23 protein-coding genes and 1 pseudogene are annotated in these 24229 nt (G+C 65.6%); 17 read left to right on the top strand and 7 right to left on the bottom strand.

Features of this window, described 5'->3' with window-relative positions:
* Positions 1-7: 7 nt before the first annotated feature.
* Positions 8-616: a chromosomal replication initiator DnaA gene (locus QE385_RS02520; RefSeq protein WP_307098758.1), complete on the bottom strand. Its 609-nt coding sequence runs from the start codon at positions 614-616 to the stop codon at positions 8-10.
* Positions 613-1872 carry a heavy-metal-associated domain-containing protein gene (locus QE385_RS02515; RefSeq protein WP_307098756.1) on the bottom strand — a complete coding sequence of 420 codons (1260 nt, stop codon included), beginning with the start codon at positions 1870-1872 and terminating at the stop codon, positions 613-615. The genes QE385_RS02520 and QE385_RS02515 overlap by 4 nt, the downstream gene beginning before the upstream one ends.
* A 59-nt stretch (positions 1873-1931) precedes the next feature.
* Between QE385_RS02515 and purM the strand changes: the two genes are divergently transcribed.
* From purM to QE385_RS02490, 5 genes are read left to right on the top strand one after another with little or no spacing between them, the layout of a single operon-like run.
* Positions 1932-3065 (top strand): phosphoribosylformylglycinamidine cyclo-ligase, encoded by a 1134-nt coding sequence (gene purM / locus QE385_RS02510; protein ID WP_307098754.1) that lies wholly within the window; start codon positions 1932-1934, stop codon positions 3063-3065.
* Positions 3055-3633 carry a phosphoribosylglycinamide formyltransferase gene (gene purN / locus QE385_RS02505; RefSeq protein ID WP_307098752.1) on the top strand — a complete coding sequence of 193 codons (579 nt, stop codon included), beginning with the start codon at positions 3055-3057 and terminating at the stop codon, positions 3631-3633. The genes purM and purN overlap by 11 nt, the downstream gene beginning before the upstream one ends.
* Complete coding sequence (locus QE385_RS02500) at positions 3630-3917, top strand: MmcQ/YjbR family DNA-binding protein (RefSeq protein WP_307098749.1); 288 nt, start codon at positions 3630-3632, stop codon at positions 3915-3917. Before purN ends, QE385_RS02500 begins: the two co-directional genes overlap by 4 nt.
* Positions 3914-4513 (top strand): hypothetical protein, encoded by a 600-nt coding sequence (locus QE385_RS02495; protein ID WP_307098747.1) that lies wholly within the window; start codon positions 3914-3916, stop codon positions 4511-4513. The genes QE385_RS02500 and QE385_RS02495 overlap by 4 nt, the downstream gene beginning before the upstream one ends.
* A gap of 45 nt (positions 4514-4558) precedes the next feature.
* Positions 4559-4732 carry a hypothetical protein gene (locus QE385_RS02490; RefSeq protein ID WP_307098745.1) on the top strand — a complete coding sequence of 58 codons (174 nt, stop codon included), beginning with the start codon at positions 4559-4561 and terminating at the stop codon, positions 4730-4732.
* 3 nt (positions 4733-4735) lie between these two features.
* Here the strand turns inward: QE385_RS02490 and QE385_RS02485 are convergent, their stop codons facing one another.
* Entirely contained in the window at positions 4736-5047 is a 312-nt protein-coding gene (locus QE385_RS02485; protein WP_307098743.1) for a cupin domain-containing protein, read from the bottom strand.
* A 92-nt stretch (positions 5048-5139) separates the two neighbouring features.
* Here QE385_RS02485 and QE385_RS02480 point away from each other — a divergent pair, with 92 nt between their 5' ends.
* Both QE385_RS02480 and QE385_RS02475 read left to right on the top strand, forming a co-directional pair.
* On the top strand, positions 5140-5595 hold the full coding sequence (locus QE385_RS02480; protein WP_307098742.1) for an Lrp/AsnC family transcriptional regulator: 456 nt from the start codon (positions 5140-5142) through the stop codon (positions 5593-5595).
* A gap of 77 nt (positions 5596-5672) precedes the next feature.
* On the top strand, positions 5673-7499 hold the full coding sequence (locus QE385_RS02475; protein ID WP_307098741.1) for a DUF885 family protein: 1827 nt from the start codon (positions 5673-5675) through the stop codon (positions 7497-7499).
* 6 nt (positions 7500-7505) lie between these two features.
* Here QE385_RS02475 and QE385_RS02470 read toward each other — a convergent pair whose 3' ends face one another.
* Together QE385_RS02470 and QE385_RS02465 are read right to left on the bottom strand one after the other, a co-directional pair.
* Positions 7506-8432, bottom strand: coding sequence for a cation transporter (locus tag QE385_RS02470; protein ID WP_307098739.1), 927 nt, complete (start codon positions 8430-8432; stop codon positions 7506-7508).
* A complete protein-coding gene (locus QE385_RS02465) occupies positions 8429-8869 on the bottom strand; it encodes a hypothetical protein (RefSeq protein ID WP_307098738.1) in 441 nt (146 codons plus the stop codon). The genes QE385_RS02470 and QE385_RS02465 overlap by 4 nt, the downstream gene beginning before the upstream one ends.
* Positions 8870-9085: 216 nt before the next feature.
* Between QE385_RS02465 and QE385_RS02460 the strand changes: the two genes are divergently transcribed.
* The 10 genes and pseudogenes from QE385_RS02460 (at position 9086) to QE385_RS02415 (ending at position 20915) form a co-directional block, all read left to right on the top strand.
* Positions 9086-9505 (top strand): MarR family winged helix-turn-helix transcriptional regulator, encoded by a 420-nt coding sequence (locus QE385_RS02460; RefSeq protein WP_307098736.1) that lies wholly within the window; start codon positions 9086-9088, stop codon positions 9503-9505.
* Between the two features lie 4 nt (positions 9506-9509).
* Complete coding sequence (locus QE385_RS02455) at positions 9510-11519, top strand: FUSC family protein (protein WP_307098733.1); 2010 nt, start codon at positions 9510-9512, stop codon at positions 11517-11519.
* Complete coding sequence (locus QE385_RS02450; RefSeq protein ID WP_307098731.1) at positions 11516-11740, top strand: DUF1656 domain-containing protein; 225 nt, start codon at positions 11516-11518, stop codon at positions 11738-11740. The genes QE385_RS02455 and QE385_RS02450 overlap by 4 nt, the downstream gene beginning before the upstream one ends.
* Positions 11741-11744: 4 nt before the next feature.
* Positions 11745-12638: an HlyD family secretion protein gene (locus tag QE385_RS02445; protein WP_307098729.1), complete on the top strand. Its 894-nt coding sequence runs from the start codon at positions 11745-11747 to the stop codon at positions 12636-12638.
* Complete coding sequence (locus QE385_RS02440) at positions 12635-14056, top strand: efflux transporter outer membrane subunit (protein ID WP_307098727.1); 1422 nt, start codon at positions 12635-12637, stop codon at positions 14054-14056. Before QE385_RS02445 ends, QE385_RS02440 begins: the two co-directional genes overlap by 4 nt.
* A 467-nt stretch (positions 14057-14523) precedes the next feature.
* Positions 14524-16854 carry an FdhF/YdeP family oxidoreductase gene (locus QE385_RS02435; RefSeq protein WP_307098725.1) on the top strand — a complete coding sequence of 777 codons (2331 nt, stop codon included), beginning with the start codon at positions 14524-14526 and terminating at the stop codon, positions 16852-16854.
* Positions 16855-17053: 199 nt separating this feature from the next.
* The gene (locus tag QE385_RS02430) at positions 17054-17902 is read left to right on the top strand and encodes a CDP-alcohol phosphatidyltransferase family protein (RefSeq protein ID WP_307098724.1); all 849 of its coding nucleotides are present in this window, start codon (positions 17054-17056) and stop codon (positions 17900-17902) included.
* Positions 17903-17908: 6 nt separating this feature from the next.
* Positions 17909-19006 (top strand): inositol-3-phosphate synthase, encoded by a 1098-nt coding sequence (locus QE385_RS02425; protein ID WP_307098722.1) that lies wholly within the window; start codon positions 17909-17911, stop codon positions 19004-19006.
* Positions 19003-19725: an NTP transferase domain-containing protein gene (locus tag QE385_RS02420; protein ID WP_307098720.1), complete on the top strand. Its 723-nt coding sequence runs from the start codon at positions 19003-19005 to the stop codon at positions 19723-19725. Before QE385_RS02425 ends, QE385_RS02420 begins: the two co-directional genes overlap by 4 nt.
* A gap of 211 nt (positions 19726-19936) precedes the next feature.
* A pseudogene (locus QE385_RS02415) lies at positions 19937-20915 on the top strand (IS481 family transposase).
* Between the two features lie 105 nt (positions 20916-21020).
* Here the strand turns inward: QE385_RS02415 and QE385_RS02410 are convergent.
* Both QE385_RS02410 and QE385_RS02405 read right to left on the bottom strand, forming a co-directional pair.
* Positions 21021-22427 carry an aldehyde dehydrogenase family protein gene (locus tag QE385_RS02410; RefSeq protein ID WP_307098718.1) on the bottom strand — a complete coding sequence of 469 codons (1407 nt, stop codon included), beginning with the start codon at positions 22425-22427 and terminating at the stop codon, positions 21021-21023.
* A 138-nt stretch (positions 22428-22565) separates the two neighbouring features.
* Positions 22566-24059: a PLP-dependent aminotransferase family protein gene (locus QE385_RS02405; protein ID WP_307098716.1), complete on the bottom strand. Its 1494-nt coding sequence runs from the start codon at positions 24057-24059 to the stop codon at positions 22566-22568.
* Positions 24060-24229 lie beyond the last annotated feature (170 nt).

Here is a 24229-nt window from a genome sequence, read left to right as displayed (position 1 = left end):
GCGGGGCTCAGGGCTCGGCGATCAGACCGGCCCCGATCAGGGTGGAACGTGCAAGGGCAATCGATAAGCGCGCGCGCCGTTCCATCGCCCCCTGATCGAGCATATCCACCGCGCGGATGACAGAAAGGTGACTACGCTCGATCCGCGCGGTCAGCCATTCGATCAGATCGGGCCGCGCATCGAGCCCGCGCCTCTGGAACAGCAACTCGAACAGGGCGGCGACCAGCTCGTCGTCGGGTGCTCCGATTTCTGCCAGGCTGCTATTAGCGAGCCGCGACCGCAGGTCGGGCAGCTTGACCGCCCAGCGCGGCGGCGCGGCGTCGGCGACGATGACCAGCGGTCGGCGTTCCGCCTGTGCCGTGTTCCAGGCATGGAAGATCTGGACCTCGGGCACGCGCTCGGCATCGTCGATGATCGTACCACCACTGCGCGCGGCGAAGATGCGCGCCAGCAGCGACCGCCCCGACTTGCGCGGGCCGGTCAGGATCGCGGCCATGGTCGGCCATTTCTCCCATTGCTCCAGCATGCGCGCGGCAAGCCGGTTGGAATCGGTCAGCAGGAACGCGTCCGACAAGGGGTCCGCTGGCCATTCCAGCGGAAGCGCCATTTGGTTCATCCGGTGATCACATTATCCGATGGAGGCGCAGGCGCCTGGACTTGGGGGGCGCGACGAATGCGAAGCGTCGTGCCGGACCCTGAAACCTGATAGCCGCGCTGTTCCAGCGCACGGCGAAGCTGCTCGGGGTCGCCGTCATAGGTCACGCCCATCAACGACACGCCCCCCAGCGCCAGGCTGGTGGTGGCGGCCCGCACGACCCCCGGAATGCCGCGTACGAGGCTTTCGGCATTGGCGACCGCGCTGGCACTGGGCGCATCATATTGCAGCGTGACCGATATCCCCGCGCCCGACGGGGCGATGGCGCTATCGATGCCGGCGACGGGTTCGTCGCCGCCCATGCTGTCGTCGGTAATCGGCACCTCCGGCTTGGGCGGCGGCGCGAGTGTCGAATCGGGATGAAGCGTCCCGCCCGCCAGCGCGCGCTGGTACAGGCCGTCGAGCCGTGCCACGCCGGTATCGAGCAGTTGCGGCAAAGCATCGGTGCTGCCGACGCGCAGCGTGACAGTGCCGAGCAGGAAATTGTCGGGGCCGTGCCGTGCCTCGAAGACGCCGATCACCGGCCCGCCGGGCCATTGGCGATAGAGGCGGACGACCGGGATCAGGATGTCCGACGCGCCATATTGGTCGAGGATCGTCCGCCACCAGCCACGCGACCGGCGACCGATCTGCCCCGCATTAAGCAGCAGCGGGTCCATGCCGGTGCCCGAGGGACGGATATAGTCGATGCTGCTGTTGCCCGTCCGGAACCGCGCCCAGGCCAGCTGCCACGGCGTCCGGCTCTCGAACATCTGCGCACTGCCGCCCGAAATCTGGAGGGGCATGACCAGCATCGGCGGCGAGCGATCGGCATAGGCCGACACGCCCAGCACCGAGGCGGCCCGCACCCGGTCGAACAGGACCCCCAGCCGCGCGACATAGCGGGTCGGCCCGATCTCCTCATTTTCCACCACGATGCCCGAGACGAGCGAATCGAGCAGGCCGTCGGACGCGCCGACGCCGCCACGCCCCAGCCGCTGCGCCAGCATCGCCCAGGCCTTTCGCTGCGCGATTCGCCAGCCGCCGAGCCGCGCGGCCTCTGCCGTGCTGCCCGACACGTCGACCGTCACGCCGGTGACTTCATAGGCCCCGCCGCTGTCAACGGGCGCGACGCCGCGATCCTGTCCTTCGATCTGGGCCAGGACCGCACCGCCCCCCGCGCCCACCGCGACAAGGGCGGTCAGGCCGTACATCAATGAGGGCAATCGCAAACGCATCGCGGCCTTTTGGCGAAGCAGGCGTGGAAATCCAAGCGCGATATAGCTAACGGGCAAACATGACCGACAACAGCACGCCGTCCACCACCCCGTCGCCCGCCGAACGCGGCGCTCCCTACACCTATGCCGATGCGGGCGTTTCGATCGCCGCAGGCAACGCGCTGGTCCGCGCGATCGGCCCGCTCGCCAAGGCGACGCGGCGGCCGGGCGCCGACGCCGATCTGGGCGGGTTCGGCGGCTTCTTCGACCTGAAGGCGGCGGGCTTCACCGATCCGCTGCTGGTCGCCGCCAATGACGGCGTGGGCACCAAGCTGAAGCTGGCGATCGAGCATGATCGCCATGACGGGGTCGGCATCGACCTGGTCGCGATGTGCGCCAACGACCTGGTCGTACAGGGCGCCGAGCCTTTGTTCTTCCTAGATTATTACGCCACCGCCAAGCTGGAGGGCGATGTTCCCGAGCGGGTCATCGCCTCGATCGCCGAAGGCTGCCGCATCGCGGGTTGCGCGCTGATCGGTGGCGAGACCGCCGAGATGCCGGGCATGTATGCGCCGGGCGACTATGACCTGGCGGGCTTCTGCGTCGGCGCGGTCGAGCGGGACCAGGTGCTGACGGGAAGCGGGATTTCCGATGGCGACGTGATCCTCGGCCTCGCCTCGTCGGGGGTCCACTCCAACGGCTTCTCGCTGGTCCGCCGCCTAGCCGCCGACAAGGGATGGAAGCTCGATCGCCCCGCGCTGTTCGATCAGGAGCGGCTGCTGATCGAGGCGCTGATGGCGCCGACTCGGATCTATGTCCGCTCGCTGCTGCCCTCGCTCAAGGCCGGGACGATCAAGGGGCTCGCGCACATCACCGGCGGCGGCCTGCTCGAAAACATCCCGCGCGTCCTGCCCAAGGGCGTCCATGCCGTGGTCGATGCGGATCGCTGGGAACAGCCGCGCCTGATGGCGTTCCTGCAGGCCCAGGGCGGGATCGAACCCGAGGAAATGGCGCGTACCTTCAACTGCGGCATCGGCATGGCGGTGGTCGTCGCGGCCGACCAGGCCGAAGCGCTGGCCGCCACCCTGACCGAGGCGGGCGAAACCGTACTGACCATCGGCCGGATCGAGGCGGGCGAGCGCGGCTGCACCGTCACCGGCTCGGCGGGCACCTGGAGCGCCAAGGCGGACTGGACGGCGACCCATGCGGCCTGACGGCCCGGTCAAGGTCGGCATCCTGATTTCCGGCCGCGGCTCCAACATGCAGTCGCTGGTCGCCGCTTCGCAGGACGGCGACCCGGCTTATCATGTCGCCCTCGTCGCCTCGGACAAGCCCGAGGCGGCCGGGCTGGCCTGGGCGGCGGAGCGGGGCATCGCGACCTTCGCGCTGTCGCCCAAGGGGATCGGCAAGCCCGCCTATGAAGCGGCGATCGACCAAGCGCTGCGCGACGCGGGCGTGGAGGTGATCGCGCTGGCGGGCTATATGCGGCTGTTGTCGGGCGATTTCGTGCGCCGCTGGGAAGGCCGTATCCTCAACATCCATCCCTCTCTCCTGCCGCTCTACAAGGGGCTCGACACTCATGCGCGCGCGATCGCGGCGGGGGATGCCAAGGCGGGGTGCTCGGTCCATATCGTGACCGAGGAACTGGATGATGGCGAGGTGCTGGGTCAGGCCGAGGTGTCGATCCTGCCGGGTGACGATGCCGGGGCACTTGCCGCGCGCGTCCTGGTCGAGGAACATCGTCTCTATCCCCGCATCCTCTCGGAGTTCGTGCGTCGATGACCGATAATCTGGCCCGCATTCGCGACATCGCCCTGCTGCTGCCCGGTGTGACCGAGGACCTGCACGACGGCGAAACCTGGTTCCTAGTCGAAGGCGAGCCCTTTGCGCGGGTCGCTGACGGGGCGTCGGGACTGCACCTGTGCGTCGCCGACGAAGGCGCCGCGCCGCACTGGACGACCATCGCGCTGACTGCCGACAGCGACTGGACGCTGGTCGAGGACCGGATCGCGCGCAGCTGGGAACGGGTCGCGCCGACCGAATTGCTCGAGGCGGGCGGGCGATGAGCCAATCGGCGGGCGACGAGGCCGCTGATCGCGCCAAGTCGCGGCGGCGATTGCTGAGCCTGGCCGAGTTCGTGGCCGTGGCAGGCCTGCTCGTCGCCGCGCTGACGCTCTATCTGAACTGGTCGCAGCGCCGTAGCGATGCCGCCGACAAGGCCGCCGCCGCCAGCGCGCAACGCAACGAGCGTGCCCGGCTGGACCTGACCGCGACCGTCGAAGGCGACGGCCGCCGCCTCGCGCTGCGCGACCCGAATCATGACCTGCAGGACGTGACGATCGATTTCCCGGCAAAGTCGGGCATCGCCCGGCAGGCGCCCGTCGGCGACCCCGTGATCGATGCGGGGCCGATCGCCGACCCGATCCTGGCCCTGACCGATGGCCAGGCGGATACGAAGGAAGGCCGACTGCCGGTGCTGATCACGACCCGCTATTGGGACGGCGATACCGCGCGGACCGCAAGTGGGCTGTACGACGTGATCTGGAGCACGCATGGTCGCCTGCTGCGGGGCCGGACGCTGCGCCTGGAAGGGCTGCGGCTGCGGGACCGTCACGGCACGATGGCCAAGCTGAACGCCGCTTGGGCGACGAAACGCGGCTAAGCCCCCCCCCAGGAGTTTGAGGGGCGCTGGTCTATTCAGCGTGCGATGATGGCATTGGCATTGATGATGCGGCTTATGTCGCGTGTGTCTATTAATCGCCAGATCGGCGCTCGCTCAGAGGACGGACCAGATGCGGCGCTTCTGCGCGCCGAAGATGGCCATTATCGCCGCTTGTTCGAACGGCAGGCGGGGACCACCAACCCGGAGATCGTCGCTTAGCGGTCAGATACTCCCTGCCCGCTCGACGACCAGCACACGCGCAGGCCCGATCGGCACGGCGCGATGGGTGTCGCCGGGTTCGGCGTGGAAGATCGTCCCCGGCGTCAGGCGATGGACGTGCTCCTCGCCCCGCTCGCGCACCTGCATGTCGACTATGCCGTCCAGCACGACAAAGACCTCGGCACCATCGTTGACGTGCCAGATATAGGGCTGGTCGGTCCAGTGAAGCCGAACCGATACCCCGTCGATCTCCGCGATATCCAGCGCCGCCCAGGGGCGATGGCCCGTGAACGTGGCTGCTTCGATGATCTTCATCTCGACCTCCCTTGTCACGGCTCCCATGCTATGGGACGAGATGATTGGCGAGATTGCGGATCGCCGTCAGTGACGACGTTTCGAAAGCGCCCATGAACCGGACCGGCATGACCCTGGACGAGACCGACCGGAAGCTGGTCGCATTGTTGCGTCATGACGCGCGCCGGACGACCACCTCGCTGGCCCGCGCGTTGAACCTGTCGCGCACCGCCGTGCAGGCCCGTATCGCGCGGCTGGAACGTGACGGTATCATCCAGGGCTATAGCGCGATGATCGCGCCCGATGTCGTCGCGGGCGTCCAGGCGCTGGTGACGCTTTGCCTGGCGGTTCGCCCGTGTCGGCGGATCACCGACCCGCTCCTGTCCTGGCCCGAGGTGGAGCGTATCTATGCCATCGCCGGCGACCGGGACGCGGTGTTGGTCGTCTCGGTCGCGTCGCCACAGGCCTTGTCGGACCTGGCGGACCGTCTGCGGGCGGTGGAGGGCGTCGCCTCTGTGGAGACGACCGTCATCCTGTCGGCACGGGCGGGGTGCCCGGAAAAGCCCTGATCCGCGACGGCCGGGTTGCGCAATGGCCGCCCCGTCGCATAGCGTAGCACCAATAGCTTCATAAACGGGGAAATTTCATGGATCGTCGCACCTTCATGCTGTCCGGTGCCGCGGCCGTCGGGGTTGGCGCACTACCTGCCCGTCCGGCCTCCGCGCAGGCTTCGGGCGGTCCGGCGGCGGCGGCCTTGCCGGGGGACACGCGGCTGAATGCGGTCTTCGATCAGGTGCTGGGCGAAACCGTGCGCCAGTCGCCGGAATTCGCCACCTCGCTGGGCTTCGATACCGGTACGAACGCCGATCTGCGGCACAAGCTGAGCGACAACAGCTACCAGGCGATCGCCAAGGACCTCGCCCGCAATCGCAAGGCCCATGCGCTGGTCGCTGCCGTCGACCCCGCTTCGCTATCGCCGCAGGCCCGCATCGACCGCGAAGTCGTGCTGTACAACATCAAGTCCAACATGGTCGGCCCGGAGCAGTTCGGCCTCTCCTCGCCGCAAGGCCCCTATCCGATCTCGCAGCAGGACGGCGTGTATTTCTCGTTGCCCGATTTTCTGGCCTCGACCCATCCGGTCAAAACCGCCGACGATGCCGAAGCGTATCTCGATCGTCTCGCATTGATGGGGCGTCAGCTGGATAACGAAACCGAGGTTCAGCGGCGCGAGGCGGCAAAGGGGCGGCTCGCCCCCGACTTCTCGCTCGATCTCGCGCTTGGCCAGATGGCGAAGCTCCGGTCGCCCGCCCCGGCCGACAGCCAGCTTGTCCAGGCCCTGACCCGCCGCACCGGCGCGGCGAACATCGCTGGCGACTGGCAGGGGCGCGCCGCCCGGATCGTCGCCGAGCAGGTCTATCCCGCGCTTGATCGCCAGATCGCGCTGTTGCGCTCCCTTCGCCCTTCGGCACGCGGTGCCGCCGGCGTCTGGGCACTGCCGGACGGCGAGGCGCTCTATGCCGCGGCCCTGGCGCAGGCGACCACCACGACCCTGTCGCCGGACGCGGTACATCGCATGGGGCTGCAACAGGTGGCCGAGCTGACCGCACAGCTCGAACCCATCCTGCGGAGCCAGGGTCTGACCAAGGGCAGCGTGGGCGCGCGCCTCGACCAGCTCAACCGTCTGCCGACCCAGTTGTTCGCGGATACCGACGCGGGACGCGCCGAATTGCTCGCCAGCCTGAACGCCAGCGTCCAGGCGATGCAGGCGCGCCTGCCGCAGGCGTTCACCAACCCGCCCAATGCCCCGCTCGAGATTCGCCGCGTCGCGCCCGAAATCCAGGACGGCGCGCCCAACGGCTATTATTTCCGCGCGCCGCTCGATGGTTCGCGCGCCGCGATCTACTGGATCAATCTCAAGAGCGTGCACGACTGGCCGAAATACACATTGCCGAGCCTGACCTATCATGAAGGCGTGCCGGGCCATCACCTCCAGATTTCGACCGCCCAGCGAGCGCCGACCCATCCGCTGCGCAAGATCGCTTTCTTCAATGCCTATCTGGAAGGCTGGGCGCTCTATGCTGAGCAACTGGCCGACGAACTCGGCGGCTATGCCTCACCGGTCGAGCGGGCAGGTTATCTCCAATCCTTCCTGTTCCGCGCTGCGCGGCTGGTGGTGGATACCGGCATCCATACCAAGCGCTGGACGCATGATCAGGCGACCAAATACCTGGTCGACACGGTCGGCTTCGCACCCGGTCGCTCCCAGCGTGAGATCGAACGCTATTGCGTCTCGCCGGGTCAGGCATGCAGTTACAAGATCGGCCACGCCGCCTGGTTGCGCGCGCGCGAAAAGGCCAAGGCGATCGCGGGCGACCGCTTCGACCTCAAGCATTTCCATGACGTGCTGGAGTCCGGCGCGATGCCGCTGTCGATGCTCGAGCGGATCGTCGAGGAACGGGCCCGCGCCGTCTGACGGCCGCTATTCGGCCCCTCGCTCCGGGGGGATGAAGCTGACATGGTCGAGGCGCCACGACCGATCCGGGGCGCCCGGCCAGAACGCCGCCGGATCATAGTCGCCCTCGTCCGGCAGGGCGCCGACGACCTGGGCGCCAATGACGCGCCCTGTCTCGCGCAGGCGCACCTCGGCGCCCGGGAAGCGGGCCTTCAACGCCGCATGCAGCGCCGAGGCGTCGTCGGCCACGCGCTCCCCGTCGAGCGCGCGGGGGGCGCCGTCGATCAGTTCCGCCGCCGCCGACTTCAGCGAGCGCAGCCCGTCGTTCAGAATATCCAGCGAGATCAGGCCCGCCGCGACCGCATCCGCCCACCAATAGCCCAGCCCGATACCGATCACCCCGCCGATCCCGGCCACGCCCGTCATCCAGTTGGCCTTCTGCGTCATCGCATCGGTGAAGAGCGTCTTGTCGTTCAATTCGCGCGCGAGCGGCAGCTTCAACCGGCCGAGGACGATCGGCACGACGATCGAATAGACCTGAGCGGCCACCATCAGCCAACCCAGCCAGATTTCCTGCCCCGCGATGTTTACGGAGGTAACTGTGGCATGCTCCTGGCCGATCAGGCTCATCGCCGAGGTCACCAGCAGGACGCCGCCAAGAGCCGTGAGCGCGGCGGCGGCCAGGGCGAAGGCGACGCTCGGCGCGCGCGCGAAGCCGTTGGGAAACAGCGCGGTGGGCGGACGTCTCTCCAGGCGGGCGGAGATCAGGAAGACGATCGGCGGGACCAGGCTGAGGCAATCCTCGATCCAGGCCGTCTTCATCGCCTGGCTTGCCCCCATCGCCGCGCCCATGATGGCGATCACGCTGATCGTCCAGGCCAGCGACCACCACTCCAGCCGTTGCGCGCGGGCGAAGACGGGTTTCAGATGCGGCGGCAAGACGTCGTTGCTCATCGGTCCGGCACCTCTGCTCGTGTTTCGCGTTCGACCAGTGTGATCCACGCATTCTCCCCGTTCCGGGCGACGATATGCAATGCCGTCACGGCCTTGCCTTCCTCATGGCGGCGGTACGGCAGACCGAGCGCGACGCGCTTTGCCCAGGGGGATTTCGCATCGAAGCGGCCACCGACGACGAGGTCCAGTTGCCCCGCTTCCAGCCGAAGGAGCAGCGGCTCGAGCGTACCGACCACGACCTTGGGCGCAGCACCGGTCCGTGCGGCGATCCGGGTCAGGATCCTGTCGGCAACCGCCATGTCCCCTCGCTCGGCACCCGCGACCGCCCCAACGCGAATGGCTCGGCTCGCGCGGACGGTCTCCAGCGTTCCCTCGGGGTCGCGCGGAATGTCGCCACACCCCGCGAGCAGGAAAAGCGGCAGCCAGACGAATCTCATCGACGGCCTGCGCCAATGCGAAGGACATTCCTCATGACCCATAGCAGCGGGATTTTCCTTTCGATGCAAGTACATTGGGTCAGGCGCGCGATATTGTCCGCCCTGCCCGCTGGCGTGCCCCCAATCGCACTGGCTCACAAACCATTTGCGCCATAATAGATAGATAGCTATCTATATTTCGAAATGTCCGATTCTCGACGTCATCTGGAACGGCGATTGGCGACCACGCTGATCCCGCTGGCCCGCGCCTACAGGCGGCATCTCGACCGTGCCCTGGCAGGGCTGTCGCTTTCGCACTCGTCCGCGCTTGCCGTCATGTTGCTCGGCCGGATGGAGGACGGGGTGCGCCAGGGCATGTTGGCGGAGCAGCTCGGCGTCGAAGGGCCGACGGTCGTGCCGCTGGTCGACCAGATCGAGCGCGCGGGCCTTGCCGAGCGGCGGCCGGATGCCAGCGACAAGCGCGCCAAGACGATCCATCTCACTCCGGCCGGTCGTTCGCTCGCCGCGCTGGCGGAAACTCGCTCGGCGGAAATCCGGTCCGCGCTCTTTGCCGATATCCCGGCCGAAGATCTGGCCATCGCGATCACCGTGGTGGAACGGCTCAGCCAGGCGATCGGCGCGTCCGAGACGGATTGAACTCATGCGGATCGGCGTGCGGCAGGCGGTATTTTCCGCCAATTGCTTCGTGGCGGCGATGCTGGCGCTGTTCGTGTCGTTCCGGCTCGGGCTGGATCGCCCCTTCTGGGCCATGGCGACCGTCTATATCACCAGCCAGCCGCTGACCGGCGCGGTGCGATCCAAGGCCGTGTTCCGCCTTCTTGGGACGATCGTCGGGGCCAGCGCCACCGTCGTGCTGATACCCTTGCTGGTCAACGCGCCGATCTTGCTGTCGCTTGCGCTCGCGCTCTGGGTTGCGGGCTGCCAGTTCGTCTCGCTGCTCGACCGTACGCCGCGATCCTATCTGTTCATGCTGGCGGGCTATACGGCGGCGCTCGTCGGGTTTCCCAGCGTCACCCACCCGGAAGCGATTTTCCAAGTAGCGGTGCTGCGCGCCCAGGAAATCGGGATCGGCGTGACCTGTGCCGCTATCGTCCACGCGGTCGTCTGGCCGCGCAGCGTCACCGCCCTGCTCCGCACGCGCATCCAGGCCGTGATTGGCGAGGCGGAAAGCTGGATCGTCGACTCGCTCGCGCCGGAGCCTCTGGCCCATACGGATGCGAAGCGCCGCCGCCTCGCCGGAGACGTCACCGAACTTCACGTCATGGCCACGCATGTGCCGTTCGATACCGACGCGCAGCGACCGACCACGGCGGTACTGGCGGCGTTGCAGGATCGGCTGGTGCTACTCGTCCCGCTCGTTTCCGCCGTGGAGGACCGCATACGCAGCCTTTCGGTCCTGCACGCCCTTCCCGCCCCCGTCGCGGCGCTGATCGACGATGTCCGGCGCTGGGTGCGGGAGCCGGACAGTGCCGCGCCTGCCGCGCTCGTCGCGCGCGGCGCGGCGTTGGCGGCGGACGAGCCCATGCGGTCATGGGGCAGCCTGCTGATCGCCAATCTGCTCGCCCGTCTCGGCGAACTGGTCGTGGCGCTCGACACGGCGCGACATGTCGCCGTGCAGGCGACCGCGCCCGATACCCCGATGCCCGAGCCCGTCCGGGCCCTGCTGCGCGAGCGACAGCGCCGCCCGCTCCACCGGGACTATGCGCTGGCGGCGCTGTCTGCCGCAGCGACCGCGATCGCGATCCTGGGGTGCTGCGCTTTCTGGATCGTCGCCGCCTGGCCCGAGGGAGCGGTGGCGGCGATGATCGCGGCCGTCGTATGCTGTTTCTTTGCGACGATGGACGATCCGGTTCCGGCCCAGCGTGGTTTCCTGATCTGGACCGCCGTCTCGCTGCCGCTGACCGCCCTCTATCTCTTTGCGCTGCTGCCGCTGGTACACAGCTTCGAGATGCTGGCGCTGGTGCTGGCCCCGATGCTCCTGATCGCCGGTGCCCTGCTCGCGCTGCCGCACTGGTATGGCCGGATGATGCCGATGATCATCGGGATCGCGGGGGGGCTGGCGTTGACCAACAATTTCTCCGCCGATGCGGTCGGTTTCTTCAATGGCAGCATCGCCCAGCTGGTCGGCGTGGCGGCCGCGATCTTTGCGACGCGTGTCTTCCGCAGTCTTGGCGCAGGAACGGCCGTTCGGCGGCTGCGCCGCGCGGGCTGGCGCGAACTGGCCGATCTCGCGTCCGGTCCGTCCAGCCTTGCCATCGCCAGTTGGAAGAGCCGGATGCTCGACCGGGTGGGGCTGCTCGCCGCGCGCGTCGGTGATGTCGACCAGGCGGACCGCGATGTCGCCATGGCGACCCTGCGCGATTTGCGGGTGGGCGTGAATGTGGCCCAGCTGGCGCCGGACGGGAGCGAGGATAACGCAGCGCTGGCCGCGTTGCGCAACGAGATCGCCGTGCATTTCCGCAACGGCGACCCCGACACGACGGCGATACCCGCATCCGCCCTGCTCGACAGGATCGATGCCGCCATCGCCTCCGCGATCGACCTGCCGGTTTCCAAAGGCCGGTGGAACGAGCTTGCCGCGTTGACCGGGCTACGGCGCAATTTCTTTCCAGGGGCCGCTCCCTGGGACATGCGGGAGGAAGCGGCATGACGGGGGAAGTCGATCTTGCCGGGGTCTATGTCCACCCGCTGCTGATCGCCGCCATTCTGGCGTTCGTCGCCGCGGAAGCGATCGCCTGGGTGCTGGGGCGGCTGCGACTGTATCGTTTCGTCTGGCATCGCGGCTTGTTCGATGTGGCGCTTACCATTCTCCTTTGGGCGGGCTTTGCCGCGCTCCTCAACGGCGGCGATGTGGCCGCTCTTTTCGGTTAGTGAAATGAAGAAGACTGCATTTCTGCGCGTCGCCGTGACGCTGATGGTCGTCGCCCTCGCCGGGTTCGCCGGGCAACGGCTATGGGCGCATTACGAGCAAGACCCCTGGACCCGCGACGGCCGGGTTCGCGCCGATGTGGTTCAGGTGGCGCCCGATGTGTCCGGGCTGGTCACCTCGGTCCTCGTCCGCGACAACCAGCAGGTGGCCGTCGGCACGCCGTTGTTCGAGGTCGACCGGCCGCGTTACCGACTGGCCGTGGCGCAGGCGCAGGCGGCGGTCGCCGCCCAGCAGGTGCAGCTTGCCCAGGCCCGACGCGAGGCCCGACGCAACCAGTCGCTGGGGGATTTGGTCGCCGGGGAAGTCCGCGAACAGAGCATGGCCAAGGTCGCCCAGCTCGATGCTTCGCTGGCCCAGGCCCGCACGGCGCTGGACACCGCCCGCCTCAACCTGGCCCGAACGATGGTACGCGCCAGCGTCGCGGGCACGGTCACCAATTTGGAGCTCCGCCCCGGCGACTATGCGAGCGCCGGTCACCCCGAATTTGCGATCATCGACCGGAGTTCGCTCCACATCATCGGCTATTTCGAGGAGACGAAGCTGCCCCGCATCCATGTCGGCGATCCCGTGCAGATCCGCCTGATGGGTGAAGGATCGACCATTGCGGGGCATGTGCAGAGCATCGCTGGCGGCATCGAGGATCGCGATCGCAATTCGGGCGCGAACCTGCTTGCCAATGTGAACCCGACCTTTAGCTGGGTCCGGCTGGCACAGCGCATCCCCGTCCGCGTGACGATCGATCGTCTGCCCGCCGGGATCGCGCTGGTGGTCGGTCGAACCGCGACCGTCGAGATATTGCCGTCGGTGGCACCGGCTCGACCGAAGGGGGTGCGGGCATGAAACGCCACCCGCTTGCCTCTTCCCTCATGGCGGCCCTGCTTGCGGGCTGTGCAGCGGCGGGCCCCGATTATCACAGGCCCGCCACGGCCGTTGCGGAACGCCCCAGTGCAACCGGCGGCTTTGTCAGCGGCTCTTCCACGGCCTTCGCCCCTGCCCCGCTGCCGGACCATTGGTGGAAGTTGTACAGCGATCCGGTGCTCGATCGACTGGTCGAGGACGCGCTCGCCCATAATACGGACCTGCGCGTTGCCAGCGCCAATATCGCACGCGCCAATGCCGCGCTCGGCCTTGCGGAGCAGGCTCGCCAGCCCAGGACCGAGATCGAGGCGGCGCCCGGCTATGCCCAGCGATCGGCCGAGGAAGAGTTGCTGCCGGGCACGCCCCTGCCCTCGTCCTTCGTCTATTCGGCGCGGGCGGGTATCTCCTATCAGGTCGACCTTGCCGGGCAGATCCGGCGCGCCATCGAAGCGGCGGGGGCGGATGTCGCAGCGACCCAGGCCGCCTATGACGCGACCCGCGCCACCGTCGTGGCGGATACGACCCGCGCCTATCTCGATGCTTGTGCCGCCGGGCGGGAGATCGGCATCGCGCAGCAGGCGGTAGCCCTTCAGGCGCGCACGACGACCCTGACGCAGCGGCTGATCCGCGCCGGACGCGGCATCGCGCTCGACGCGACCCGGTCGCTCGCGCAGGAGGAACAGGTCCGGGCCACCTTGCCGAGCTTGCTCGGGGCCAAGCAGGTCGCGCTGTTCCGCCTGGCGACGCTGACCGGCCGCCCGCCCGCCGAGTTCGATCGCCAGGTCGCGGCCTGTACGCAGGAGCCCCGTCTCGACCGGGCCATTCCGATCGGCGACGGCGCGGCCCTGCTGCAACGTCGTCCGGACGTGCGCCGCGCCGAATTGGAATTGCATGCCGCCACGGCCAGGATCGGGGTTGCGGAAGCGGAACTCTATCCGCGCATCACCCTCGGTGCCTCGGTGGGCTCGGTCGGCCTGCTGCGCAATGCGCTCGGCAGCGACACCTATAAATTCTCGCTGGGGCCGCTGATCAGCTGGGAGTTTCCAAACCGTGGACGGGTCCGAGCGCGCATCGCCAGCGCGCAGGCCGACGCCGACGCCGCTTATGCCAGGTTCGACGGGACGGTTCTCGCCGCGTTGCGAGAGACCGAAACTGCCCTGACCATTTACGCGCGGGACCTGGATCGCCGCGCGGCCCTAACCGCCGCCCGCGATCAGTCGGCTCGCGCTGCGAATGATGCCGAACGGCTGTTCAAAGCGGGACGCACGGGTTTCCTGTCCGTCCTCGATGCCCAACGTACGCTGATCGGCGCAGAGCAGACGCTCGCGGCGGCGGACAGTCGGCTGGCGGCGGACCAAGTGCAGCTGTTCCTGGCATTGGGGGGCGGCTGGCAGATTTAGCCTTCCGGACAGCAAAACCGGGGGTTTTCCGAGATATGGCCGGGCAACAGGAATTCCAGCTTTCAATAAGGATCACCCTGCCGATCAGCTGTGCTACGCTCGATCCGTCGTCCCTGACCGGCCGCTCCGCATATTCCAGAGCAGCCCTGCCATGATACACGCCGCGCCGCCGACGAGCATCGACGGTCGGATACCAAGGCGGACAGCCGAACGGTCGAGCAACACCTCCCCTCGACCGACGGCGTTGACCAGTCGCGGCACAATTTGCGTGTCGATGAAACATTTCGGAGCCGAGGGCCCCGTCGTCTTTTTCAGCATATAGTCGCGACCGACCGTCATGGCATTTCTCCTTTTTAAATCCGTATCTTAGGTTAAATCTGGGATAGCCGCCGCCGATACAGGGTTAACGACAGGACCCGGCGAATGTTTCGCAAGGAAACGCCCGCCGCCCCGGCCGGAGATGCCCGATGAAAGCCACTTACAAGCCGTATCGCCTCCCCTCCGGTGGGTGGGGATCGGCCCGATCGGTCGGCAATATCCTGCGCCGGGAAGGCGTGCTCGGCAGCGCCAGCATCGCGCTGTCGCGCCACAACAAGGTCGACGGCTATCAGTGCAACAGCTGCGCCTGGGTCAAACCGGCTACGCCGCTGCCCTTCGAGTTCTGTGAGAACGGGGTGAAGGCGGTGGCGTGGGAGTTGACCGCGCACCGCTGTACGCCCGCCTTCTTCGCCGAACATACGGTCAGCGAATTGCTGGGATGGGACGATTATCATCTGGAGCAGCCGGGGCGGCTGACCCATCCGCTACGCTATGATCCCGCGACCGACAAATATGTGCCGGTATCCTGGGGCCATGCCATCGCGGAGATCGCCCGCGAACTTCGCGCGGTGGATGACAAGCAACACGGCACCGTCTTTTACAGCTCCGGCCGGTTGTCGAACGAAGGCAGCTATCTCTATCAGTTGTTCGCCCGGCTTTATGGCAACAACAACCTGCCCGACAGCTCGAACATGTGCCACGAAACGACCTCGGTCGCGCTGCCCGCCAGTATCGGCCAGGGCGTCGGCACGGTCGATCTGGGGGACTTCGCCAAGACCGACTGCCTGATGTTCTTCGGCCAGAATCCGGGGAGCAACTCGCCCCGCATGCTGCACCCGCTTCAGGAAGCCAGCCAGCGCGGGGTGCCGATCATCACCTTCAACCCGCTTCATGAGCGCGGGTTGGAGCGTTTCCTGAACCCCCAGTCGCCGACCGAGATGCTGACCGGCAAGGACACGCGGATCAGTTCGGACTATCATCAGGTCAAGAATGGCGGCGATCTGGCCGCGATCGCGGGCATCTGCAAGGCGGTGCTGACGCTGCACGACGACGCCCTGGCGGCGGGTGAGCCGCCGATCCTCGACCTCGCCTTTATCAACGAGCACACGCATGGGTTCGCGCGCTTCGCCGACTGGCTGCGGGCGCAGGATTGGGACGAGTTGGAGCGGCGTTCCGGACTGCACCGTGCCGACCTCGAGGCGACGGCACTCATCTATGCCCGTGCGCCGTCGACCATCGGCATTTACGGCATGGGCCTGACGCAGCACCGTGCGGGGGTCGAGACGGTGCAGATGCTGGTCAACCTGCTCCTGATGCGCGGCAACATCGGAAGGCCCGGCGCGGGCATCTGTCCGGTGCGCGGCCACAGCAATGTCCAGGGCCAACGGACGGTCGGCATCACGGAGAAGCCCGAGCTTTTCCCGCTTGACCGGCTGGGTGAGCAATTCGGCTTCGAGCCACCCCGCGAGGCGGGGTACAACACGGTCGAAGCGTGCGAAGCGATCCTCGAAGGGCGGGTGAAGGCGTTCTTCATGCTGGGTGGCAATTTCGCCCGTGCCATCCCGGACCAGGGCCGGATGGAGCCTGCCTGGCGCCGTATGCGGCTGACCGTCAACGTCCTGACCAAGCTCAACCGCACCGCCCTGCTCCCCGGCGAGATCAGCTATATCCTGCCGGTGATCGGGCGGCTGGAGATAGACGAGACGGCGGCCGGGCAGCAGGCGCTGTCGATGGAAGACACCTCTGGCTGCGTACACGGCAATCGCGGAATCCGCACGCCGGCCTCTCCGCATCTCATCAGCGAGATACGACTGCTATGCGAACTCGCCAAACAGGTGCTCGAGCCCCATCCCAAGGTGCGGTGGGACGACTATATGACCGACTATGCCGAGATCCGGCGGGAGATCGCCCATACGCTTCCCGACAACTTCCACGACTATGAAACGCGGATGTGGGAGCCCGGCGGTTTCCAGCGCGATCTGCCGGCCAAGCGGCGCGAATGGCAGACCGATACCGGCCGCGCCAATTTCGTTACGCCTGGGGCACTCGACGAAGACCTCGATATGCCGGACGTCGGCCATGACGTGCTGCGGTTGATGACATTGCGCAGCAACGACCAGTTCAACACTACTGTCTATGGCTATAGCGATCGTTTTCGGGGTATCGACGGCATCCGCAACATCGTGCTGATGAACCGCTCCGACATCGAACGCCGGGGCCTGAAGGTCGGGCAGGCGGTGACGTTGCGCACCGTCGCCGATGACGGGGTCGACCGGCATTTGTCGGGGATGATCGTCGTCGCCTATGACATCCCGGTCGGATGCATCGGCGGCTATTATCCCGAGTGCAACGTCCTGATGCCGGTGTGGCATTATGCCGTGGGCAGCAAGACGCCCGCCGCCAAATCCATTCCCGTGACGGTCGAGAGCGACGGCGATGCGATAGTCGAGCCGGGGATGGAGGATCGTTCGACGGCATGACCGGCGGAACCGGTCTTTTGGGAAGCCGAGCTGAGGCACGCGGTCCCCGCTCACAGCAAGGGATCCCGAGTGTAGCACGTTGATTTTGCGCATTTCGGCGGATGCAAGTCCGTCACGCCCACCGGCCTGAATCGACGCGTGGCAGGCCCTTTGCAAATCGCTTGCTATTCGTAGGGCTTAGTCCATACATTACGATTTGATGACGCTCACCATCCCCGACATGTCACGGGACCGCCGGATAGAAGATCCGACAAATCTCTGGATTATTCATCCAGCGGCGCGCTTTCTTTTGCCCTGGTTCATTGCGCGCGGAATTTCGGCCAATGCCGTTTCCCTGGCCGGGCTGGCTTTGGGCACGTTGGCGGCGCTGGCTTACATCCAGTGGGAAATGTGGCCTTTTGCCTTGGTCGGCTTGCTGCTGTCGGTCGGCTGGCTTGTCGCCGACGGCCTGGACGGGATGATCGCGCGGGCCACGGGCACCGCCAGTCCGCTGGGACGCGTGCTGGACGGGTTGTGCGATCACGGCGTTTTCATCCTGATCTATGTTTCGCTGGCCTTGTCGATTGGCACATTGGAAGGTTGGGCGCTGGCCGTGGCGGCAGGCATTGCGCACATGGTCCAGTCGAACATGTACGAGAGCGAGCGGGCCCGCTTTCACCGTCGCCGCAATGCGGTGGCGATGATCGCCCCTCCTGCCCCGAGCCGCAATCCGCTGGTTCGACTTTATGACCTTTGCTGGGGACTATTGGACCGCGTCGCCGCGCGGTTCGATCATGTGCTGGGCCAGCACCATGCGCCCTCCGAGTTTGCGGCAAGATATGCCGTCCAGGCCGTTGGACCTATGCGGCTGATGAGCCTGTTGTCCGCCAATGTGCGGGTCTACGCGATTTTTCTTGCCTGCCTTTTCGCCAATCCCCGCCTGTTCTGGTGGTTTGAACTCATCCCAATGAACATCATCCTTATCTTCGGACTTTTCCAGCACCGCATCGTCGAAAATCGTCTGAGTGCAGTCCCGGCAGATCCTTTTCTAGTAAATAAGAGGGAATAAGAAATAATGTCGGCCATTAATATCGCTATCGTTGGAATAGGAAACTGCGCCAGTTCTCTCGTGCAGGGTCTTTCCTATTATCGCGAGGGCGCAAATGAGACCGTCGGGCTCATGCACTGGGACCTTGGCGGGTATAAGCCGAGCGATATCCGCGTCGTCGCGGCTTGGGACGTCGATCAACGGAAAGTCGGCAAGGACGTATCAGAGGCGATTTTCGCCAAGCCCAATTGCACCGCCGTCTTTTGCGAAACCGTGCCTGCCACTGGGACCAAGGTACGGATGGGGCATGTGCTTGACGGCGTCGCCGAACATATGTCGGATTATGACGACAATCGGACATTCCTGCTCGCGCATGAAAAGGAGGCGTCCAAAGCGGAAGTGGTCGCCGCCCTGCGCGAGACCAAGACCGATGTGCTGATGAACTATCTGCCGGTGGGTTCGCAGGCCGCCAGCGAGTTCTACGCCGAATGCGCGCTCGAGGCGGGTGTGGCGTTCGTGAACAATATTCCCGTGTTCATCGCGAGTGATCCCATATGGGCGGAACGCTTCACCCAGGCTGGCGTGCCGATCATTGGCGACGACATCAAGGCGCAGCTCGGTGCCACCATCGTTCATCGCGTGCTGACCGATTTGTTCGCGAAGCGGGGCGTCAAGCTGGAGCGGACCTATCAGCTCAACACCGGGGGCAACACCGACTTCCTGAACATGTCCAATCATCGCCGCCTCGCCTCCAAGAAAATCTCGAAGACCGAGGCGGTGCAGTCGGTCGCTGCGGAGCGGCTGCATGACGACAATGTTCATATCGGCCCGTCCGACTATGTGCCCTGGCAGAACGACAACAAGATCTGCTTCCTGCGGATGGAAGGGACGATGTTCGGCGGTGTGCCGATGAACCTGGAATTGCGACTGTCGGTCGAGGACAGCCCGAACAGTGCCGGTGTCGCCATCGATATGATTCGGTGCGCCAAGCTGGCGAAGGATCGCGGTTTGGCGGGACCGATCGATGCGGCATCGGCGTATTTCTGCAAGCATCCGCGTTTCCAGATGACCGATGACCTGGCGGCGCAGGCTGTCGATGAGTTCATTGCCGAAGCGGCGGAATGATCGAGACCGGTATCGTTCTCGCGGCAGGCGAAGGCTCCCGCCTTCGCGCTGTCGCCGCGCTCAAGCCCCTTTGCCTGGTCGACGGGCGGACACTGCTTGCCCATGCCGTGTCCGGTATGGCGCAGGCAGGGCTGGCCCGAACGGTCGTGGTCGTCGGCTATGAGGCAGAGACGATCGAAGCCTATGTCGCGGCACAGGACTGGCCGATCGAGGTCGAAACAGTACGGGTAAAGGATTATCGGCATCCCAACGGCTCGTCATTGCTGGCGGCCGAACCGCTGCTGGGCGGTGAGGAGGCGATCCTGGCGATGTGCGACCATCTGGTCGAACCCGCATTTTATCGGCGAATGGCCGCCGCCGATACGGGCGGTGGCGCGTCGCTCGGGATCGACCGTCGGATCGATAGCGATTGGATCGATCTTGACGACGTGACGTGCGTTCAGACGGAGGGCGACCGCTTGGTCGGCATCGGCAAGGGTCTCGCCCTCTATGACTGCTTCGATACGGGGGTGTTCAAGGTAGGCAGGGGTCTGTTCGACGCCCTCCGCGGATTGGACAGGCCCTCGCTCACCGAGGGAATGCGGTGCCTGGCAACCGATCGGGCCGCTGGCATCACGGATTGCAGCGATCTGGGATGGATCGATGTGGACGATGAGCGGGCATGGCACATTGCAGAAACATGGATGGCATCAAGTCGTCTTGGCGTAGTCGACGCTTAAGTGTTCCGTCCCGGCATCTGGCGGATCGGATCGACGATGAACCGGTCTTGCTCTGACGTACAGACTTTTAGGGCCGATCGACATTCAGGATTGCTTCTTCTTTCCTCTTCCCCTCTGCAAGGGGCGAGGGAGGGAAAGGCATTATCGGCCCTAGGTGTTTGATCCCACGGTTTGATGGTGCGATCCTTTCGTTGGAATGGAAGGATGCCGTATGGGACAGGTACGTCACGGAAGCGCCACGACCACGCACGCCGTCCGAGCAGCAATACAGCGATCGCAAGCTTCGCTCTCGACGCTGAGCCGTGAGTTGGGGATCAACCCGAAGACGGTCGCGAAGTGGCGTAAGCGGGCGACGGTCGAGGATATGAAGACAGGGCCGAAGGCCCCTCATTCGACAACCCTGTCCGAGGCCGAGGAGGCAATGGTTGTGGCGTTCCGGCGGCACACGCTGCTGCCGCCAGCCTGCCCCCGCGTAGGCGGGGGATTGCCTCTACGCCCTGCAACCGTCGCTCCCGCATCTGACGCGCTCAGCGCTGCACCGATGCCTCCAGCGGCACGGGATCTCCCGGCTGCCGGACATCGAAGGCGACAAACCGAAGCGGCAACGCTTCAAACGCTACCCGATCGGCTTCTTCCACATCGATATTGCCGAAGTGCAGACTGCCGAAGGCAAGCTCTACCTGTTCGTCGGCATAGACCGCACCAGCAAGTTCGCGGTCACTCAACTGGTCGACAAGGCTGCCAGACGCACAGCGTGGGAGTTCCTCGAACATCTGCTGAAAGCCGTGCCGTACCGCATCCACACTATCCTGACCGACAATGGCATCCAGTTCGCCGAGCAGCCCCGCAACCGCAACACCGCCTGGTCCCGCCAAATGCGCTTCGACATGATCTGCGAGGCAAACGATATCGAGCACCGGCTCACCAAACCGAACCATCCGTGGACCAACGGACAGGTCGAACGGATGAACCGCACCATCAAGGAGGCGACCGTCAAACGCTTCCATTACGAGAGCCACGACCAGCTCCGGACGCACCTCGCCGACTTCATGGCCGCCTACAACTTCGCCCGACGGCTCAAGACGCTCAGCGGGCTCACACCCTACGAATACATCGCCAAGATCTGGACGTCAGAGCCAGACCGGTTCATCGTCAACCCGATCCACCAGATGTCGGGACTGAACACCTAGGTTGTATTCGTAGGGTAGGAGGCCGCTGAGCCTCTTGAGTTATAGGCGGCCATGAAGGTCGTGACCGCCGGTATCGATCCTGTTTGCGGCCTATGCCATGGTCGGTCAGGCCTTCGCCTCGTTGATGACATGAACCTGCGTGAATTCGTGGAATCCCTCCTCCGCGAATTCGACGCCCAGCCCCGATTGTTTCGCGCCGCCGAACGGAATGCCGGGCCCGAAATCGAGATGTTTGTTGATCCAGACCGTGCCCGCCTCCATGCGCATGGCGAGGTCACGCGCCGCATCGCGGTCGGACGACCAGATCGAGCCGCCCAGCCCCATATCGGACGCATTGGCGCGCGCCAGCGCGTCTTCGGGATCGTCATAGCGGATGACGGGAAGCACGGGGCCGAACTGTTCCTCGTCCACCAGCCGCGCACCGTCGTTGATGTCGCGCACGATGGTCGGCCGGATGAAATAGCCCGGCCGGTCCAGCACTTCGCCCCCGGCGATGATCGTGCCGTCCGATCGCGCCGCTTCGATGATCGCCTTCACCTTGTCATATTGCGCCCGGTTCTGGAGCGGTCCGATCTGTGCGCCCTGCTTCAACCCATCATCGACAACGGCTTCTTCGGCGAGCTTGGCCAGTTCCGCGCAGAGCGCATCATAGATGTCGGCATGGGCATAGACGCGCTTGATCGCGATGCAGACCTGTCCCGCGTTTAGGAACGCGCCGCCGAAGATGCCCGTCGCCGCCTTCACCGGGTCGGCATCGGGCAGGACGATTGCCGCGTCGTTGCCGCCCAGTTCCAGCGTGAGGCGCTTGATCGACGCCGCCGCGCTTTCCATCACCTTCCGACCGGTCGCGGTCGATCCGGTGAAGCTGATTTTCGCGATATCGGGATGCGACGTCAGACGGGTGCCCAGATCGTTCTGATCGGTGATGACGTTGACCACGCCGGGCGGGAAAATGCCGGCCATCATCTCGCCCAGGCGCAGCGTCGACAAGGGCGTGGTGGGTGCCGGTTTGATGACCAGCGTATTGCCCGCCAGCAGCGCCAATGGCAGTTTGAAGGCGACGATCAGCACCGGGAAGTTCCAGGGAATGATCGCGCCGACCACCCCCAGCGGGCGGCGATGCCGTTCGACCCGGCGGCTGTCATTGTCCTCCAACACCCCGACCGGCAGGTCATGGGTCGCGAGCTGGCGGATGAAGGCGATGCTATAGGCGATCTCGGCGGTGGCTTCGCTCAATGGCTTGCCCTGTTCCTGGGTCAGCAGACGCGCCAGGCTTTCCGCATGCACCTCCATGCAATCGGCAAGATCGAGGATCAGCGCGCGCCGCTCCGCGATCGGGGTCTTCGCCCAGGCCGGAAAGGCGCGCTTCGCCGCCCGGACCGCTTCATCCAACTGCCCTGTCGAGGCGCGCGGGCATAAGGCCAGCACCTCCTCGGTCGCGGGGTTGATGACCTCCATCCTATCCGCGCCATCGACCAATCGACCGTCGATCAGAAGCCGGTAACCAGGCATATCCCATCCTCCTGCATTGTCGTCGACGTCGGCCAGCTGGGCGAAGCGAACGTCGAGGAATTTCAGGAAGGCTAAGAAGCTTTCGGTCCATCCCCTAGAGCCAAATCCGGCCTTAAGAGTGGTACCAGTTCGGGCGGCCTAGCGCCGCTGGCCGACCACCGTGGCGACACGGGTAAAGGCTTCGCGGATCGCCTCCTCCGACAGCCCGGTATAACCGAGTACCAGCGAGCGTTCGCGAAAGCGGCCGGGGTTACCATATTCCTGCGTAGCAGCGCCTGCGAACGGATACAGGCCGACGCCGCAGTTCAGCGCGATACGCTGCATATCATTCGCGGCGGGGAGATCGGGCGGCAGCGTCCACATCATGTGCATCCCGCATTCGCGCCCCATCAGCACGCCGCCGGGGAAATGCTCTTCGATCGACCGGATCACCTGGTCTCGTGCGCCCATATAGGACCGGCGGATCCGGCGCAGATGGCGGAGAAACGCGCCTTCCTTCAGGAAATCCGCGATCACTGCCTGCTCCAGCCATGGCGCGCCATGGTCGGTCAATGTCTTCACCAATCGCGCCTGATCGAGAAGATGACGCGGCATGACCGCATAACCCACTCTCAGCCCCGCGCCGATCGATTTGGAGAAGGTGCCGAGATAGATGACGTGCCCCCTGCGATCCAATCCGGCGAGCGCGGTCAGCGGCGGTCCGTCGTAGCGGAAGTCGCTGTCATAATCGTCCTCGATGACATAGCTGCCCGTCTGATAGGCCCAGTCGAGAAGATGCAGGCGGCGGTCGAGGCTGAGCGTGCAGCCGGTCGGAAACTGGTGGGACGGCGTCACATAGACGAGATTGCCCATGAAGCTTTCGAGTTGCGAGACGACGATACCCTGTTCGTCGACGTCGATCGGACGGATGCTGGCACCATAGCTGCCGAAGAGAAAGGCGGCACCCTGGTAACAGGGATTCTCGACCGCCACGCTCGCCTTCGTACGATCGGTGATGAAGATGCGGGCGAGCAGGTTGAGCGCCCCCTGGATGCCGGAGGTGACCATGATCTGATCGGCGCTGGCTTCCATCCCGCGCGTTTCGCCCAGATGCGCCGCAATCGCTTCGCGCAGCGCGGCCAGTCCACGCGGATCGCTATATTCGGTCTGGATGCCATGGGCATAAGCGAGATGCCGCGCGATCGTGCGTTGCCAGAAGCTGGTCGGGAAGCTGTCGGGGCGCGGTCGTCCGACGAAGAAATCGAACTGCGGCCGCGATCGCCTTTCGTGCCACAAGCGGGGCGCCCGCCCGGAAAAGCTGGGATTCTTGCCCAACCGGAGCCGCTTGCGGCTGGGCTGAACCGATGAATGGCCATTGCGCAGCAGGACGGTCGCGTCGGGCAGCCGGTCGTTGACGAAGATGCCCGCCTTGGCCCGCGAGGTGATATAATCCTCTGCGGCGAGGCGTTCATAGGCCAGCGTCACGGTGTTGCGGGCGATGCCCAGCTGGTCCGACATGCTGCGCGTCGAGGGCAGTCGCTTGCCCGCGGCCAATGTGCCTTGCAGGATCTGATCGCGGACCGCCTCGTAAATCTGCACCTGCAGCGATCGCTCGTCTTCGCGGTCGATACGAATGATCAGGTTCATCGTCATCGTCAGGCATGCCTTCGCTACCCCAGCTGCACCGATCCTATCGCACGGTCGCGCCAATGATAGAGCCGTCGGCATCTGGCACCATCATCTTCCGCTATACTGGCCCTACCGACTGGCCAAGTCGCTCTTCATCCTCACCGCACAGCTTATCGGGCTGGACTCATTGAGCG

Origin of the sequence: Sphingomonas sp. SORGH_AS_0950, from assembly GCF_030818415.1 — a bacterium.
Classification (GTDB): domain Bacteria; phylum Pseudomonadota; class Alphaproteobacteria; order Sphingomonadales; family Sphingomonadaceae; genus Sphingomonas.
This window is presented reverse-complemented; position numbering and strand designations above follow the sequence as displayed.

What these genes read in the sequence shown, in the direction of transcription:
- QE385_RS02500 (WP_307098749.1), top strand. Translation starts at nt 3,630, where the DNA reads ATGACCGATAATCTGGCCCGCATTCGCGACATCGCCCTGCTGCTGCCC.
- QE385_RS02515 (WP_307098756.1), bottom strand. Translation starts at nt 1,872, where the DNA reads ATGCGTTTGCGATTGCCCTCATTGATGTACGGCCTGACCGCCCTTGTC.
- QE385_RS02455 (WP_307098733.1), top strand. Translation starts at nt 9,510, where the DNA reads ATGCGGATCGGCGTGCGGCAGGCGGTATTTTCCGCCAATTGCTTCGTG.
- QE385_RS02520 (WP_307098758.1), bottom strand. Translation starts at nt 616, where the DNA reads ATGAACCAAATGGCGCTTCCGCTGGAATGGCCAGCGGACCCCTTGTCG.
- QE385_RS02485 (WP_307098743.1), bottom strand. Translation starts at nt 5,047, where the DNA reads ATGAAGATCATCGAAGCAGCCACGTTCACGGGCCATCGCCCCTGGGCG.
- QE385_RS02430 (WP_307098724.1), top strand. Translation starts at nt 17,054, where the DNA reads ATGACGCTCACCATCCCCGACATGTCACGGGACCGCCGGATAGAAGAT.
- QE385_RS02475 (WP_307098741.1), top strand. Translation starts at nt 5,673, where the DNA reads ATGGATCGTCGCACCTTCATGCTGTCCGGTGCCGCGGCCGTCGGGGTT.
- purN (WP_307098752.1), top strand. Translation starts at nt 3,055, where the DNA reads ATGCGGCCTGACGGCCCGGTCAAGGTCGGCATCCTGATTTCCGGCCGC.
- QE385_RS02420 (WP_307098720.1), top strand. Translation starts at nt 19,003, where the DNA reads ATGATCGAGACCGGTATCGTTCTCGCGGCAGGCGAAGGCTCCCGCCTT.
- QE385_RS02465 (WP_307098738.1), bottom strand. Translation starts at nt 8,869, where the DNA reads ATGAGATTCGTCTGGCTGCCGCTTTTCCTGCTCGCGGGGTGTGGCGAC.
- QE385_RS02405 (WP_307098716.1), bottom strand. Translation starts at nt 24,059, where the DNA reads ATGACGATGAACCTGATCATTCGTATCGACCGCGAAGACGAGCGATCG.
- QE385_RS02440 (WP_307098727.1), top strand. Translation starts at nt 12,635, where the DNA reads ATGAAACGCCACCCGCTTGCCTCTTCCCTCATGGCGGCCCTGCTTGCG.
- QE385_RS02450 (WP_307098731.1), top strand. Translation starts at nt 11,516, where the DNA reads ATGACGGGGGAAGTCGATCTTGCCGGGGTCTATGTCCACCCGCTGCTG.
- purM (WP_307098754.1), top strand. Translation starts at nt 1,932, where the DNA reads ATGACCGACAACAGCACGCCGTCCACCACCCCGTCGCCCGCCGAACGC.
- QE385_RS02495 (WP_307098747.1), top strand. Translation starts at nt 3,914, where the DNA reads ATGAGCCAATCGGCGGGCGACGAGGCCGCTGATCGCGCCAAGTCGCGG.
- QE385_RS02490 (WP_307098745.1), top strand. Translation starts at nt 4,559, where the DNA reads ATGATGGCATTGGCATTGATGATGCGGCTTATGTCGCGTGTGTCTATT.
- QE385_RS02425 (WP_307098722.1), top strand. Translation starts at nt 17,909, where the DNA reads ATGTCGGCCATTAATATCGCTATCGTTGGAATAGGAAACTGCGCCAGT.
- QE385_RS02435 (WP_307098725.1), top strand. Translation starts at nt 14,524, where the DNA reads ATGAAAGCCACTTACAAGCCGTATCGCCTCCCCTCCGGTGGGTGGGGA.
- QE385_RS02445 (WP_307098729.1), top strand. Translation starts at nt 11,745, where the DNA reads ATGAAGAAGACTGCATTTCTGCGCGTCGCCGTGACGCTGATGGTCGTC.
- QE385_RS02480 (WP_307098742.1), top strand. Translation starts at nt 5,140, where the DNA reads ATGAACCGGACCGGCATGACCCTGGACGAGACCGACCGGAAGCTGGTC.
- QE385_RS02470 (WP_307098739.1), bottom strand. Translation starts at nt 8,432, where the DNA reads ATGAGCAACGACGTCTTGCCGCCGCATCTGAAACCCGTCTTCGCCCGC.
- QE385_RS02410 (WP_307098718.1), bottom strand. Translation starts at nt 22,427, where the DNA reads ATGCCTGGTTACCGGCTTCTGATCGACGGTCGATTGGTCGATGGCGCG.